The organism is Streptococcus ovuberis (assembly GCF_012396585.1).
Lineage (GTDB): Bacteria > Bacillota > Bacilli > Lactobacillales > Streptococcaceae > Streptococcus > Streptococcus ovuberis.
Map to the genome: position 1 here is coordinate 1 of NZ_JAAXPR010000008.1, position 15146 is coordinate 15146.

14 protein-coding genes are annotated in these 15146 nt (G+C 43.4%); 1 reads left to right on the forward strand and 13 read right to left on the reverse strand.

The annotated features are described in order from the left end of the window. Nucleotides 1-601: 601 nt before the first annotated feature. From HF992_RS05530 to HF992_RS05580, 11 genes are all read right to left on the reverse strand, one after another. Nucleotides 602-1018 (reverse strand): F0F1 ATP synthase subunit epsilon, encoded by a 417-nt coding sequence (locus HF992_RS05530; RefSeq protein WP_168549066.1) that lies wholly within the window; start codon nt 1016-1018, stop codon nt 602-604. A gap of 11 nt (nt 1019-1029) precedes the next feature. Further along, nucleotides 1030-2436, reverse strand: a complete 1407-nt coding sequence (gene atpD / locus HF992_RS05535) for a F0F1 ATP synthase subunit beta (protein WP_168549067.1) — start codon at nt 2434-2436, stop codon at nt 1030-1032. Between the two features lie 18 nt (nt 2437-2454). Beyond that, entirely contained in the window at nt 2455-3330 is an 876-nt protein-coding gene (locus HF992_RS05540) for a F0F1 ATP synthase subunit gamma (RefSeq protein WP_168549068.1), read from the reverse strand. Between the two features lie 17 nt (nt 3331-3347). Further along, nucleotides 3348-4853: a F0F1 ATP synthase subunit alpha gene (gene atpA / locus HF992_RS05545; RefSeq protein ID WP_168549069.1), complete on the reverse strand. Its 1506-nt coding sequence runs from the start codon at nt 4851-4853 to the stop codon at nt 3348-3350. 14 nt (nt 4854-4867) lie between these two features. Continuing rightward, nucleotides 4868-5404 (reverse strand): F0F1 ATP synthase subunit delta, encoded by a 537-nt coding sequence (locus tag HF992_RS05550; RefSeq protein WP_168549070.1) that lies wholly within the window; start codon nt 5402-5404, stop codon nt 4868-4870. A gap of 1 nt (nt 5405) precedes the next feature. Then, entirely contained in the window at nt 5406-5912 is a 507-nt protein-coding gene (atpF, locus tag HF992_RS05555) for a F0F1 ATP synthase subunit B (protein WP_168549071.1), read from the reverse strand. A 16-nt stretch (nt 5913-5928) separates the two neighbouring features. Beyond that, nucleotides 5929-6642 (reverse strand): F0F1 ATP synthase subunit A, encoded by a 714-nt coding sequence (atpB, locus tag HF992_RS05560; protein WP_168549072.1) that lies wholly within the window; start codon nt 6640-6642, stop codon nt 5929-5931. 28 nt (nt 6643-6670) lie between these two features. Next, complete coding sequence (gene atpE, locus HF992_RS05565; protein ID WP_018373242.1) at nt 6671-6871, reverse strand: ATP synthase F0 subunit C; 201 nt, start codon at nt 6869-6871, stop codon at nt 6671-6673. Nucleotides 6872-7458: 587 nt separating this feature from the next. Further along, nucleotides 7459-8487: a diacylglycerol kinase family lipid kinase gene (locus HF992_RS05570; RefSeq protein WP_168549073.1), complete on the reverse strand. Its 1029-nt coding sequence runs from the start codon at nt 8485-8487 to the stop codon at nt 7459-7461. An 8-nt stretch (nt 8488-8495) separates the two neighbouring features. Then, complete coding sequence (gene ligA, locus HF992_RS05575) at nt 8496-10451, reverse strand: NAD-dependent DNA ligase LigA (RefSeq protein WP_246201246.1); 1956 nt, start codon at nt 10449-10451, stop codon at nt 8496-8498. Nucleotides 10452-10726: 275 nt separating this feature from the next. Beyond that, nucleotides 10727-11653 carry a peptidase U32 family protein gene (locus HF992_RS05580; RefSeq protein WP_168549074.1) on the reverse strand — a complete coding sequence of 309 codons (927 nt, stop codon included), beginning with the start codon at nt 11651-11653 and terminating at the stop codon, nt 10727-10729. Nucleotides 11654-11793: 140 nt separating this feature from the next. Between HF992_RS05580 and HF992_RS05585 the strand changes: the two genes are divergently transcribed. Then, a complete protein-coding gene (locus tag HF992_RS05585; protein WP_168549075.1) occupies nt 11794-12087 on the forward strand; it encodes a DUF3270 family protein in 294 nt (97 codons plus the stop codon). 846 nt (nt 12088-12933) lie between these two features. On the opposite strand, the gene trhA is transcribed toward HF992_RS05585, so the two are convergent. Both trhA and HF992_RS05595 read right to left on the reverse strand, forming a co-directional pair. Continuing rightward, on the reverse strand, nt 12934-13563 hold the full coding sequence (gene trhA, locus HF992_RS05590) for a PAQR family membrane homeostasis protein TrhA (protein ID WP_168549076.1): 630 nt from the start codon (nt 13561-13563) through the stop codon (nt 12934-12936). A 104-nt stretch (nt 13564-13667) separates the two neighbouring features. Then, nucleotides 13668-15140: a hypothetical protein gene (locus HF992_RS05595; RefSeq protein ID WP_168549077.1), complete on the reverse strand. Its 1473-nt coding sequence runs from the start codon at nt 15138-15140 to the stop codon at nt 13668-13670. Nucleotides 15141-15146 lie beyond the last annotated feature (6 nt).

Below are 15146 nucleotides of genomic sequence, written 5' to 3' on the forward strand. Positions count from 1 at the left end.
TGGGTTTCGGAACTTTGAAAACTTCAAAACTCGCATTTTCATTGCGATAAACATAAAACAAGAGAAGACAAAGCTTGTCCTCTCTCGATGTTAGATTGGTCAACCCACTACAGTTGACAATGAGGCACTTATTTTTCCTTTTTTGAAAAGACTGTCAAGATATAAATGAGTTATAATAATTCTATTTCTTTGCATAGAAATTAGGCGCCTATTCAAATAGAGTATAGATGTCTCAGGATCGAAATAGTCCTGATCGTACAACGATCAGGACTATTTTATAATCTCTTAAACTCTAAAAATATTATAAGAAAGTTATAGTGAATTGAATAAATGTTAGGACATCGTTAAGTCTCTTTGATGAACCTAGGTTCTATCTGCATTGACTTGCCTTGTCCTATTCCTTTCTCAATCCACTATAAAACTGATAAGATATCTACCCGCAGACAGTACTAGTATAAATCAATATATTAACACAATCATTTTTGTTTTTTAAAGAACAGATTAGTTATAACTTACTTAGAATCATAGTAACAAATAATTATTTTATTAATTTGACAGCTAATTAAACTAATAAATTAATTCCATACAAATAATACTTATTTCAATGCCTTCCCACATGAATGCGGTTGATGGCACGCTGAAGAGCGACCCGCGCGCGACGTTCTTGATCAATGGAATGGGCTGCCTGGGCACGTTGGATTTCCTGCTCTGCCACCAGTTTGGCACGCTCTGCTCTGGAGACATCAATGTCTCTTTCGCGTTCAGCCGAATCTGACACAATGGTAATCAAATCGTCCGCAACCTCAATGATTCCACCATTGACAGCAATCCAATCGACATGATTGTCATCATCAATCCGACGTACCTTGATTTCTGCAATCTCTAAAGGGGCAATCAGGTTGGAATGACCTGGATAAATTCCCATTTCCCCAACGCTAGTCCGACACTGAACATAGGTCGCATGGTGATCATACCGCACCCCATCAGGAGTCACAATTTGAACCGTCATCTGTTTCACAACCTAGCCTCCTACAATTGCATCTGAGAGGCTTTTTTAACCACATCTTCGATTGTCCCTACATTTCGGAAAGCATCTTCTGGCAGACGATCGTGTTTACCCTCTAAGATTTCCTTGAAACCACGAACCGTTTCTTCAACCGGAACATAGGAACCCGGAATTCCAGTAAACTGCTCAGCCACATTGAAATTCTGGGAAAGGAAAAATTGGATCCGGCGCGCCCTTGCGACAAGAGTCTTTTCCTCCTCTGACAACTCATCCATCCCCAAAATAGCGATGATATCCTGCAGTTCGTGGTAACGTTGCAAGACACGCTGAACCTCGGTTGCAACTTGATAATGCTCCTCTCCAACGATCTCAGGTGCCAAAGCTCGAGAACTTGAAGCCAAAGGATCCACAGCAGGATAAATCCCTAACTGGGTGAGTTTACGTTCCAAGTTGGTTGTCGAATCCAAATGAGCAAAAGCCGTCGCAGGTGCTGGGTCAGTGTAGTCGTCCGCTGGCACATAGATGGCCTGAATCGAGGTCACCGATCCTCTCTCTGTTGACGTAATGCGTTCCTGCAACTGCCCCATTTCTGTAGCCAAAGTCGGTTGATAACCAACCGCAGACGGCATCCGCCCTAGAAGCGCAGAGACTTCTGACCCCGCCTGAGTAAAGCGGAAGATATTATCTATGAAGAGCAGCACATCCTGACCTTCCACATCACGGAAATATTCTGCCAGCGTCAAACCCGTCAGAGCAACCCGCATCCGAGCACCTGGTGGCTCATTCATCTGACCAAAGACCATAGCAGTCTTTTCAATGACACCAGATTCCTTCATTTCCCAATAAAGGTCATTCCCCTCACGGGTACGTTCACCAACACCTGTAAAAACTGAAATGCCACCATGCTCCTGGGCGATATTGTGAATCAATTCTTGGATCAGTACGGTCTTACCGACCCCTGCTCCTCCAAAGAGACCAACCTTACCGCCTTTCAGATAGGGGGCCAAGAGATCAATCACCTTGATACCTGTTTCCAAAATCTCAGTTGAAGTCGACAACTGATCAAAGGTCGGTGCTTTTTTATGAATGGGCTCACGCTTGATCTCGCTGGCCAAAACAGGTTCCAAATCGATAGTGTCTCCCAAGACATTAAATACTCGGCCTAGGGTTTCTTTCCCGACTGGTACAGAAATAGGACGGCCCGTATCTAACACTTCAAGTCCCCTAGTCAAACCTTCTGTGGCCGTCATGGCAATCGTTCTCACCACACCGTCTCCAAGTTCTAGGGCGACTTCAAGGACAACTTTCTCCTTTGAACCGTCCGTCTTATAAACAACTAGAGCATTATTGATATCAGGGATTTTCGCTTCTGGCTCAAAATAAACATCTACAACAGGCCCAATCACCTGCGTAATTTTTCCTGAACTCATCTTCTTCCTCTCTCCTTTTTACGAAATGGCATTAGCGCCACTAACAATCTCAGTGATTTCCTGTGTGATTCCAGCCTGGCGGGCACGATTATACTGAATGGTCAAGTCTGAAATAATCTGCTTGGCATTATCGGTTGCTGCCTGCATAGCTGTCATGCTGGCAGCACTCTCAGCTGTTTTAGCATCAACAATCGCCCCATAAATCATAGATTCTGCATACTGTGGTAACAACTGTTCCAGAATGGTATCACGGTCAGGTTCCAAATCAAAGGTCTTAGTGTAGCCATCTGCCTCGTTCGGATCCAGATGGGCAATCGGCAACATCTGCTCCACTCGTACCTGGCTGGTCAAACTATTAATATGGTGGGTGTAGCAGACATAGAGAGCATCAAAGAGCTCGTTTTGATACATGTCTAAAGCAGTCATGATAATCTGCCGCACCTCTTCAAAACTCGGATGATCCGATAAGCCTCTTAGCTCAAAAATAGGTGTAATCCCACGAACCTTTAAAAAATCCGCTCCAATTCCACCAAGACATAGAACCGCATACTCGTCTGGCGACTCATGATCCTGATCGATCATCTCCATAACAGAACGGAGGATGGTTGAATTGTAACTACCTACTAACCCCTTATCAGAGGTGATAATCAAGTAAGCTGTCTTTTTGATCTCCCGTTCAATCAGCATGGGATTGGTCGTCCCCTTAATCAGCTCTGCCTGCATAAGGTCCGTTGTAATCTGGCGAATTTTTTGAGTATAGATTTGAAATGATTTGGCATGGGTCTCCGACCTAGCTAAACGCGAAACAGCTACCATATGCATAGCACCTGTAATATGGCTGGTTTTCTGGGTGGATGCAATCCGAGATTTGATCTCATTGAGAGAATTTCCCATTCCTTACTCCTGTCGTTCTATTTATAAGAAGCCTCCGCCTTAAAACTGCGAATGGCAGCATCTAGGACAGCTTCGTCTGGCAAATCTTTGGTCTCACGAATATGGCTCAATAAATCATCATGGTGCAGGTCAAAGTAATCATATAATTGACTCTCAAAAGTCAAAATATCTTGAACAGGCACCGTATCAAGGAAACCATGTGTCAGAGCATAGAGAAGAACAACTTGCTTCTCCACAGGAATCGGCTGATGCAAGGGTTGTTTGAGCACTTCAACCGTCCGGCGTCCACGATTCAACTTAGCCTGGGTTGCCGCATCTAGATCTGAACCAAACTGCGTAAAGGCTTCCAACTCCCTATAGGAAGCCAAATCAATCCGCAAGGTCCCAGCCACCTTCTTCATAGCCTTAATTTGAGCCGAGCCACCGACACGAGAGACAGATGACCCCGCATCAAGCGCTGGCCGAATCCCTGAGTTAAACAGATTATCCTTGAGGAAAATTTGGCCATCCGTGATGGAAATGACATTGGTTGCAATATAGGCTGAAATATCTCCGGCCTGGGTTTCGATAAAGGGCAGGGCCGTAATCGAACCTCCTCCTAGCTCATCGGACACTTTGGCTGACCGCTCCAAAAGGCGACTATGGAGATAGAACACATCCCCTGGATAGGCCTCACGTCCCGGTGGGCGACGAAGCAAGAGCGATAATTCCCTGTAGGCCACTGCCTGTTTAGACAAGTCATCGTAAACAATCAGGACGTGCTTACCTTGATACATGAATTCCTCGGCCATGGCCACTCCCGCATAAGGTGCCAAAAAGAGCAACGGAGACGGTTGTGAGGCTGAGGCCGTCACCACAATAGTATAGTCCAATGCCCCATAGCGTCGTAAGGTCTCAACCTGAGTTCGAACAGTTGATTCTTTCTGACCAATGGCAACATAGATACAAATGACATCCTGCTCCTTTTGGTTTAGGATCGCATCAATAGCGATAGACGTCTTACCAGTCTGGCGGTCTCCAATAATCAACTCTCGCTGCCCACGACCAATTGGAACCAGGGCATCAATCGCCTTTATCCCTGTCTGAAAAGGTTCTTTAACAGACTTCCGTTGCATAACGCCAGGCGCCGCTGCCTCCACAGGGCGAGTTCTTTTAGTCTTGATTACCCCAAGTCCATCTACCGGCTGCCCCAAAGGGTTAACCACTCGACCAATCAAGGCTTCTCCGACAGGAACCTCCATGATTTTCCCTGTTCGAGTGACAGTATCTCCCTCTCGAATACCTGTAAAATCGCCTAAAATAATAATACCGACATCATTCGTTTCTAGGTTTTGCGCCATCCCAAAAGAACCATTAGCAAAGCGTAGCAACTCGCCACTCATCGCTTTCTCTAGACCTTGCGCACGCGCAATCCCATCTCCGACATAGGTGACAACACCTGTTTCTGTCACTTCAAAACTTGGCTTAAAGCCATCCAGTTGTTGCTTGATTAAAGCAGAAATTTCCTGTGTGTTAAGAGCCAAAACAGCACCACTTCCTATTTCATCTCATGTTCGATTGTTTGTAACTGATGACGGACACTGGCATCAATCACCTTGTGATTGACTTCGACCACAAAGCCTCCCATCAATTCTGGACGAATCTCTTCATAGACTTGACGCACTTTCAAGCCTAAGAGTTTTTCCGTTTTCTCAATTAGTTTCAATTTTTGACTAGCTGTAAATGGAACAACTGTAGACAACTTCATATCATACTGTCCCATAGCGGTCTGTGAATGTTGGATTACTTCAGCCAAACTTGGATAGAGTAATTCGTACTCCTGTTTCAAGATAATTTGGTCGAAAAAAGCAGCCAATATCGGTGAAAGTTCCTCTTGAAACAAGTGCAAAATACTCATTTTATCTTGCTTACCAATCGTCTGGTTAGCAAAGAATTTCTCCAGATTTTGCTGGTCAAAAACATTTAAAACCTGACGAACCTCCTTAAAAAATTCTGCCAGGTTTGCTTCCTTTCTCGCTTGTCGAACCAAATCCTGAGAATATTTCAGTACGGCATCAAATTGATTTGCATCCATCTTATTCTCCTAATTTTTCCAAATAGCGGTCAATTAAGTCACTCTGTGCCATCGGATCAAGTTCTTTCATCAAGATTTGCTGAGCTAGTTCTAAAGACATCGTAGACACTTCTTCGCGCATGGCCGCCAACGCTTCTGCTTGTTTTCGAGCGATGTCTTTCTCAGCCTTTTCCTTCATCTGTTCAACCTGCTTTTCCGCATCTGCAAGCAGCCGACTTTTCATAGCTTCCCCAGTCTGCTTGGCTTCAAGCAAAATACCATCTGCCACCTTTCGAACGTCTGATAATTCTGCCTGACGTTGTCGCACAAGGGCTGTCGCTTCTTTTTTAGCCTCTTCAGCGCGATCGATCTCTTCGGTAATATACTGGGCCCTTTTTTCAAAAATTCCAGTAATCTTCTCCCAAGCAAACAAACGCAAAAGGACAAAAAGCAACGTAAAGGCTCCTGTCACGATGATAAAATGCCCGATCATGGTCCCCAAGGCAGAAGATCCTACAATTGTTAACATATTATTCCTTCCATTTCTATTGCTCGTGATGATTAATTTTCTTGCCTAAATACATAGAGGACAACAAAACAAAGACATAGGCCTGTAAACACGAAATAAAGACTGAAAAACCAATCCAGACTAAACTCAACACAAATCCCAAAGGTCCTGTCAAAATGTTAATCTGTGACATCTTCAAAATCAAATCGATGACCACTTCCCCTGCAAAAATATTCCCAAAAAGCCGCAATCCCAAGGAAAGAATATTGGTGAATTCTTCCATCACATGAAAAAAAGTCATGGCAGGAGGTGTGATAAACTCCTTGAAGAACCCCTTCGCTCCATTAATTTTTAGAGATTGATAGTTGTTATAGAGGGAAATCATCAAAGAAAGAGCTAACGCATAAAACATATTAGCCGTCGGTGACATCCAGTAACTCAACTCATGGTGCCCTTCGATTTTAGCAACCAAGCCTAAATTATTGGCAAGTACCAAGAAGGTAAAGAGTGTGAAATAAAAAAGGGAGTATTGTTTGGCGTAAGTCTGACCTAAGTTTGGAGAAATGACCTTAATGACAAATTCATAGATCCACTCCAGCACATTTTGCTTTCCATTCGGTTTCAAGGTCATTGTCCGACTAGCCCATAACACGAAAGAAAAAACCAGTACAACTGTCAAGATGGTCATGGCTAAAACCGTCAAATCAAAGGTAATCGGACCAAAATCAAATTTGGGAGTATGGGTTTCCAAGCGAGATACCTCCTTAGCGTTTTGCGCATTACTTCAACACAAAAGCCATCGCTAAAGTGATAAAGTAAGACCCCTCAATAAATGCTACCCCTACAAAAAGCGTTGTAAATAGCTTGTCATACATCTCTGGCTGACGGGCTGCAGCAGTAAAGAAACGGCTCACCATGGTCCCAACCCCGATACCTACACCAAGTGTTGCTAGACCAAGCGCGAGAATCCCTAAGTTCATATTTATGCCTCCAAATAAAAATTTACTCCCTTAGTTTAGTCCTATTTTCTCACTTTGTCAATGAAAAGCAAACAAGAAAGCGTTTTGCTCACGAGAAATTGACTCTTTCTCTTGAGTAAAAATCAGTAGTTAGAGGTCAGCACTCCTCTGATCAACTCTTTGATCCACCATTTATGATAGTTTCTCGTACGATATGTATCGCGTATAGCTACCAGATAAGCAACAATAGTCAAGGTTAGGATACCAATCGATGATTCCGTAAAAGTCTCTTTTTCCATCCACCTCCGCACAGCTCAAATAGACTAGATTGAACGGTTTGAGACTTCAGATCGGTCGAACAACACTCGGTTTCCTGTTTTAGAGCTGTAAAAACGAAGTCAATTCTGTTCCCAAACCCTCTCCTCCCAGACCTTAGTGGCGTCACAATCAAAAAAGGAAGCTTACTCCAGTCTCCACCGATTACAGATGCTAAACAGCGGGAGATGGGTTTTGGGGTCAAATACAAAAAAGTAGAAACAGGCGCCCTATTTTTTTATAGCTTCAAATAAGCTTCGGTTCCTGCTGAAACCAAAGCTTAGCACTTGTCTTTAATAAGAATCAATCTCCTCTGCCTCTTGCTCAAAACGTTGGATATTTTCTTCAATCTCACGTTCAAAACTATCCTGCGTGAAAGCTTCATCTGAGATTTCATCCGTGTTACAGAAAAATTCAATATGATTGCTAAGGTTTCGCAGCTCAATCGGAGCATCTCCACCGTACTCGCCATCTAGGTTAATCATCATGTGACGTTGCCCAGGACTGACCTGTGGCTCGATATGGATGTAACTGGTCTTGATGTATTCTACTTTAGAATGATCAACGTGCTTGCCCCCTTGCAAGACCAAACGTATCAGGTGCAAAATTTCAAATAGATTGTTGGTCTTGACCATGATCAGGGTAAAATTGCCATCATCCAATTTGGCATCGGGTGCAATCTGTTCAAAGCCACCGATTGTATTGGTCAGAGCTGCAAAAAGCATGGAAATTTTCCCTTCAAAGACCCCTTGGTCATGAGTTACCTTGACCGGAGTGTATTCGATTTTAGGCAAAAGCTCCGCTCCCTTGACCACATAAGCCAGGTAGCCAAAAACCGTTTTTAACTGACTAGGTACACTATAGGTCAATTCGGTCAGTGTTCCTGCCGCTGCGATATTGATGAAATAGTCTTCTCCTCTAGCCAAGCCAATATCCATCTTGATGGTCTGATTTTTAGCAATGATCTTAGCTGCCGCAACCGGATTTCCTCTTGGGATCTTGAGCGCCCTAGCATAATCATTCGTCGTCCCTGTTGGAATAATCGCCATCTTAGGGCGTTTCTCCAGAGGAGCAATACCATTGACCACCTCATTAATGGTACCGTCTCCTCCAGCTGCAATCACCAAATCAAAACCAGCTAGACCTGCTCGTCGGGCTTCCTGTTTGGCAGACTCTGGATCTGCCGTCGTCTGAAAGGCAGATGTTTCATATCCTGAGTTCTCCAAAACATGAAGCACCTCTGCTACATGTTTCTTCATGATTTCTTGGCCTGAGGTGGGATTATAAATCAACCTTGCCTTCAAAACCTGTCCTTGTGTCATACTATCTCCTAAAGACTTTCTAGCCATTTCTCATCTTGAATTGGGATGCCTAAAGCTTGTGCCTTTGCTAATTTACTGCCCGCATCTGCTCCTGCCACTACTAAATTGGTCTTTTTCGAAACCGACCCTGTAACACTAGCTCCTAAAGCTTCTAATTTTTCCTTGGCTTCATTACGGGTCAGGCGTTCTAGTTTTCCAGTCAAAACGACTACCTGCCCAGCCAAAGGAGCTGTATCAGTCACTCTCAAACCTTTGAAGACTAGATTGACACCAGCTTCTTTCAACTCTGCTAAAAGGGCTTTAGCCCCATCCGCCTCAAAGTAAGTCCGCAAACTTTGAGCAATTACCTTGCCCAAACCCGGAATTGCAGCGATAGCCTCCTCTTCAGCATGGGCTAGGTTCTCTAAATCGCCAAAGGTTTCAAGCACTAATTTAGAAGCTTTGCTTCCCACATGCCGAATCCCTAAACCGAAGAGAACTTTCTCTGCCGAATTGGCTTTTGACTGCTCGATAGCGTCTAGGAGCTTGGTTGCTGATTTTTCCTTGATATTAGGAAGCTTGAGCAAGTCTTCTAATCTTAGGCGATAAAGTCCTGCCACATCCTGAATAAGATGATGGTCAAAGAGCTTATCCACTACAGAAGGACCAAGCCCTGAAATATTCATAGCATCACGGCTTGCAAAATGCCGTAAGCGCTCCTTAATCTGAGCAGAGCACAGAGGATTGATACACCTCAAGGCTACCTCATCCTCATAATGTATCAAAGGTTCCTCACAAGATGGACAGGTCTCAGGAATCAGCATGGGTGACTGCTCCTGCCTATCACGCAGGACAACCTGGAGCACAGCAGGTATAATATCTCCTGCCTTGTAGACGATAACCGTATCTCCGATTCGGATGTCCTTGTCAGCGATATAGTCCACATTATGAAGCGTTGCACGGCTAACCGTGGTTCCTGCTAATGTCACTGGAGTCAGATTAGCTGTTGGTGTCACAACCCCTGTTCGACCGACCGTCCAATCCACTGACAAGATTTGAGCCTCCTTCTCTTCAGCAGGAAACTTATAGGCAACCGCCCAACGTGGTGCCCTCACAGTGAATCCTAGCTTCTCTTGCAAATCCAGCTGATTGACCTTGATGACAATACCATCAATATCGTAAGGTAGTTCGTGCCGTTTCTCATCAATTCTTGTGATAAACTCCCAGACTTGATCCAAATCTTGGGCCAAAACGTAGTCACTATTGGTAGAAAAACCTAGATGAGCTAAATTTTGTAGGACTTCTTCTTGACTGATGCGCTCACTTGATCCAGCTTCCTGATAAAGATAGGTCGCTAGCCCTCGACCAGCAACGATTCCTGTATCCAATTGCCGCAAAGTTCCTGCTGCCGCATTACGTGGGTTAGCAAAAATCGTTTCTCCTGCTTCTTGACGCTGGCGGTTAATCCGTTCAAAAGAAGCCTTGGGCATGTAGCACTCTCCGCGCACCGTTAGACTCACTGGCTCAGGAAGACGCAGCGGAATATCCGCTACCCGTTTAAGGTTTTCAGTGATATTTTCACCAATCGAGCCATCTCCTCTGGTCGCACCAACTGTCAAAATACCATCAACATAGGTCAATGAAATAGATAGACCATCAATTTTTAATTCACACAGATAAGTTGCTTCAGGAAAAGCTTTTTTAACCCTTTGATCAAAAGCTTCTAGCTCTGTACGTGAAAAAGCATCCTGCAAACTATAAAGCGGATACTCGTGAGTATATTTTTCAAAGCCTGATAAAATTTTCCCACCAACGCGATGCGTAGGGCTATCTGGCAAAATCGCTTCGGGATTGCTTTCTTCCAAGGCTACCAATTCGCGGTAGAGATGATCATACTCTTGATCTGATACTAAAGGCGCATCCTTAGTATAATAGGCTTCTGCATACTGGTTTAACAGAACCACTAATTCATTCATTCTTTCCATAGTGTTATTGTAACATATTTTCAAGGTCCTGTTTTATTTAGGAACTGAGAGTTTAGAAAAGCGTTAAGGCATGTCTAGAAAAACTTGTAATGATCAACTTGTGAAGCATTTATCTACGCCAAGCACAAACTCGCAAAATACCGATTTCAAGGACAACTGCATTCATCCTAGAAATATCTTTTTAAGAAATCTCGCAATCCCCTTCCATTAACGCCTTAATCCACAAATAGTTGCCCCCTCAGCGTTCCGTGATACTAGAGAACAACAAACTAGTGCTACTTAACTGCATTAGGGTCAAACTCATAAAAGCCTGTATCTAAGCCTCTTCCCGCAGGATGGTGACGCTGCACTTCCTCATCCAACAAGAGTGCCTCTTCTTGGGTAAAGGTTCCAGCTTCAATCGCAGTTTTCGCCTTCATAAAACACTCCACAATCGCCACAAAATCTTGCCCCGGACAATAGATCCCATCTAATTTCCAATGGGTAAACCCATGCGCTACTAACTCTATCAGCTTGCTCATCAGATCAATGTCATTATTCATAAAGATATGGGTTCCATGACCATCTTCAAAAATAGAGTAATGGGTATCTGGTTTCTTAGGCTCAGCTAAAAAGAGGCCCCTATCCTTGTCAATTCCGTCCTCAATGCCTGTAAAATGGTAATAATTTTGCAAAAGAGGGCGTTTAGAATGGTGGATAACTGAGGCGCCATAGACCAAAATCTCCGCAGGAATCTCCAAATTATCAGCGATTTCAAAAAGTTCTGCTGATGGGATTTCTCTGGCTAAGACAGCTTCTGTCGCCCCATGCTGCCCCCAGAAATTCAATTGACGGCTGCTGGTTGCCATGACAGAAGTATCATAGATGGCTTTAAAGGGGTACCCATCTCTTTTCAAAACATAAAAAACACCCGTATCTCCAACCGTTAAATAATCCGCCCCTATTTCTACCAAAAAATCCAGATAAGGCTTGATTTGATCCATCATATCTTGATGCATCAAGGCATTGACCGCTACAGTAATAGCTTTACCTTCTTGATGAGCCAAGTCTGCTACTTCTCTCAATTCATCATCATGAAAAGGGCGAGGAAGCCGCAAGCCAAATTGAGACTCACCAACATAAATCCTATCAACACCTAGGGCCAATAAGTTTTTGGCCTGTTCTACACTCTCTGCTGTCGCTGTTATCGTAATCTTTTTCATAGCTCTATTATAGCGAAAAAAATCACAATTTACTAGCCTAAAATGAGTGGTTTAAGATGATATTACAGGCTTTGTTACATAATTGTAATATAAATTTAACTATTTTATGATATGATAGTAAGGAACCTCAAGGAGAGATTATGGCACTAAGAGATTATAAGTACGATGAATTTCCGATTGAGCAAGCCTATCCTAAGCCTGCTCCTTCTTATCAAGATTACGAAACAGACGACAACACCAGCACACAACTCAACGACCTCTTGTTTTTTGTTAATGTGGCTATTTTTGCCGTGGCTAGCGTCCTAGCTGTCTTTATTTTATCGGCACTGAATGTCCACTCCCTACTAGCTTTTGCTCTAGCTATCCCTCTTGGGATTCTAGGCTTAAAGGGGTTTCACCTCTTCAGACACTATCAAAAGGGAAAGACGCGTTAGCCCCAACGCGTCTTTTATACTCCTGCCAACTTCTTGGCAGGAGTTTTTTCAGTTCAGCTAGCCTCCACGATCATCGGACCTTTGCCCTGTGCAAGTTTATAGTCTTAGTTAGTTGCCCATTCTAGAAAATTTGATTTAGAATTAGTAGCCTTGCTACATCATCTTCCTCCTATTCAAGGATAAATGAATAGGAATAAAGCAGCTTCATCTTTCCTTTTCTCGTTTAAAGCTAAACATCAATAAGAAAAGAAAAATGAAATAAGCTTGTGCCATTTTAAGAAATGAACTTAATGCAGAAGGTGAAGAATTGCATCCTTTGACATTAAATCAGTAACCTTTAGTAATCGCCGACTACTCACTCCCATCAGCTCTGTATTCATCGTTGCTATTGCCCATTGCCCTCTCCTTTTTCCTCCCTTCGGTCTTAGAGTTGAGACTGGGCAAAAGTGTGCTCTTTTGAAACTATCTAGAAAAAGCAGCTTGACGCAGTGGTTGGGCGAAACGTTTAGCGATTTATCGCTTTTAGTATTTCCTCTGCACAGTTAGTTAGGAACTTTCGTTTTAGGCGGTAACCACTTCTGATTATCAGTTTTGTGAGCTCTATAGACTCCAAAACCGGCCTAATCAACTTGTGCAAAAGGAGGGAAACTGTCCAGTAGATCATTTCAAGTCAGAACCTTGACATAAGAAAACAAAGACGAACGCTTTTTCGTTTGAGGGAACGAAAAGGAATAGACATGCGCAAATCATCTTTATGAATACAGGTTCTTAGCGTTTTTTTCACTAATTTTACCGCAGTTTCAAAAAAAGACTGGTTCCCCAGCCTTCCTTAGTAGGATATATGACCTACAAAATCATAATAGAAGCAAACATAAACCCTGCGCCGCCCATGACAAAAAGGTGCCAAATAATATGCATCCAGTCAATATGCTTCTGTTTATAAAAAATGGTTCCTAACGAATAGGTGATTCCTCCAGCCAGCAAGAGCCAAAAAACTGGCCAGCCAGCTAACTGGATTAAGGGCAAAATAATCAGGAGAGACAGCCATCCCAACCCCAAATAGAGATAGGTTGATAGCTTCGGAAATTTCCCAATAGCTATGATTTCAAAAACGATTCCTGCCACCGCCAGTAACCAAACCAGGCCCAACAAAACATAAGCTCTGATATCAGCAATGGCCAGTAACAAATAAGGGGTGTATGTCCCAGCAATCAAGAGATAGATGGCTGAATGATCCAATTTTTGAAAAATCTCTCTCGCTCTAGTAAAGCTCAGACTGTGATACATGGTTGAGCAGAAAAATAGCAAAAACAGGCTGATTCCGTAAATACTATAAGCGACAACTTGTGTTACCGAACGTGCCCCAAAGAGCAGCACTGCCAAGCCAATTAAACTTAAAACTGCTGCTAACCCATGCGTAATAGCATTCCAAACTTCGACAACTACGCGCCTAGGCGCTTGAGGACTATAGCCCATATGTTTACCTCTTCTCTCTTTTTATATCACTAGTTTAGCGTTTTTTTCTCTATAAGCCTAACCAAAAACTTGAGCTGAGACAAACCTGACAGATTTGTTTGTCCCTAGTCAAAGACATTATCTCTAATCTCATTGTTCTGAGTAGAATTGAGATGAATCGGCTCTAATACCCAATTAGGATTCTTAGGATCTTGGAAGCGCTTGGTCAATGTTTCTTTGAAAGTATTGTGGGTGATAGAGACTTGTCCAACTAAAGAAGAGTGTTGGCCGATCGTCGCCCCGTAGGCGATCAATTTCCCCTCATGGGAATAAGGCAAAAATTGGTTCCTAGTGATGGTGATATGGCTACTCATAATTGGAGTGATAGAGCTCCATTGGTAATTCGGATCAATAGCTGTCATGAAGCCACCATCCCATCCTGTCTGTACGCTAGACTCATCCAGCTGAATAGCCTCCGCATAAAAATTATGCAAATTTCGATCACCAAACTCTGTAACTGTCGTCAACTCTGGTGCATAACCTTCAAAAACATTATCCTCAAAAGTGGCGTATTGAATGCCCCCAAGGTCAAATACATGGCTAGACATCTGATGAACCTGAGTAAAACGGTTGTTCTTGATCTGCCAACTGTGACCATGATTAGCCATAATGATGAATTGATTACCTTTTTCTAGATCATTAGCTTCAACATGGAGACCATTCATCAGAAAATACGACAGCCCGTCAAAAGCAGTCTGACCTGTTGCTAGGCCGTACCATCGTGCCGAGCCATTTACCTCCAAAGTCGTTTCCTGGCCCCGCAACTCAATGTTAGACCTCAGAATAATATACTCCTGATCTGGCGTGTGCGACCCGATTTTGAATCGCCCCTTGGGAAACCGAAGGACAGAAAAAGTGTAGTCTTGCGATAGGTCTATGGCTTCCTGAATCAAGCGATTATTCTCAGCAGGGCTATAGGATTCTTGGAGCGGAATATCATAGACAAAGGCCAACTGAGAATCCGTCAGCTCCTCAAAGACCTCTCCGGTCTCTAGCAGGATCTGGTACACAAAGCCAGAAGGCTCCTGGCTAATTTGAGTCACTCTAGCAGCTCCATCCCTATCTAGAAGTTCAACTTCTTGCCCTAAAGTAAAAGTGGTTTCGACAACTTCCAAATCCTCTTCGTAGACCTGAGAAAGCTTTTGATCATCACTGAACTGGAGTTGGTAGATTAGGCGACCGCTTTTCTTTTCTTTTCCCACCTTAGTGATTAGAGCTAGGCGGTTTTTAAAGGCTTCAAGCGATTTTCCGTTAGCAGTCTGACTAGCAGAAGCCTTCAATCCTACCTGTTGACCAGGTGCATAAAGCCCTGAGACCTGCTCTTCCTGCTGTTCAGAAGATTCCTTTGCCTCACCCCCCAGGAACCAATTTAGTTTAGGGAGAGTCCATTTAGGAAAGCTGAATGACTCCCTTTCCGTGATAATAAAGGCCAAGACTATCGTCGTTAAAAGGCCTAGCAGACTAAGCAAAATAACCCGATCTCGCTTTTTCGCCCGTTCACGCCTAGCCTTCTGTATTTCCCGCCTTGATTCTTTCACCATTCA

What these genes read in the sequence shown, in the direction of transcription:
- atpF (WP_168549071.1), bottom strand. Translation starts at nt 5,912, where the DNA reads ATGTTAACAATTGTAGGATCTTCTGCCTTGGGGACCATGATCGGGCAT.
- atpE (WP_018373242.1), bottom strand. Translation starts at nt 6,871, where the DNA reads ATGAACTTAGGGATTCTCGCGCTTGGTCTAGCAACACTTGGTGTAGGT.
- HF992_RS05570 (WP_168549073.1), bottom strand. Translation starts at nt 8,487, where the DNA reads ATGACACAAGGACAGGTTTTGAAGGCAAGGTTGATTTATAATCCCACC.
- atpD (WP_168549067.1), bottom strand. Translation starts at nt 2,436, where the DNA reads ATGAGTTCAGGAAAAATTACGCAGGTGATTGGGCCTGTTGTAGATGTT.
- HF992_RS05585 (WP_168549075.1), top strand. Translation starts at nt 11,794, where the DNA reads ATGGCACTAAGAGATTATAAGTACGATGAATTTCCGATTGAGCAAGCC.
- HF992_RS05540 (WP_168549068.1), bottom strand. Translation starts at nt 3,330, where the DNA reads ATGGGAAATTCTCTCAATGAGATCAAATCTCGGATTGCATCCACCCAG.
- HF992_RS05550 (WP_168549070.1), bottom strand. Translation starts at nt 5,404, where the DNA reads ATGGATGCAAATCAATTTGATGCCGTACTGAAATATTCTCAGGATTTG.
- HF992_RS05580 (WP_168549074.1), bottom strand. Translation starts at nt 11,653, where the DNA reads ATGAAAAAGATTACGATAACAGCGACAGCAGAGAGTGTAGAACAGGCC.
- ligA (WP_246201246.1), bottom strand. Translation starts at nt 10,451, where the DNA reads ATGGAAAGAATGAATGAATTAGTGGTTCTGTTAAACCAGTATGCAGAA.
- trhA (WP_168549076.1), bottom strand. Translation starts at nt 13,563, where the DNA reads ATGGGCTATAGTCCTCAAGCGCCTAGGCGCGTAGTTGTCGAAGTTTGG.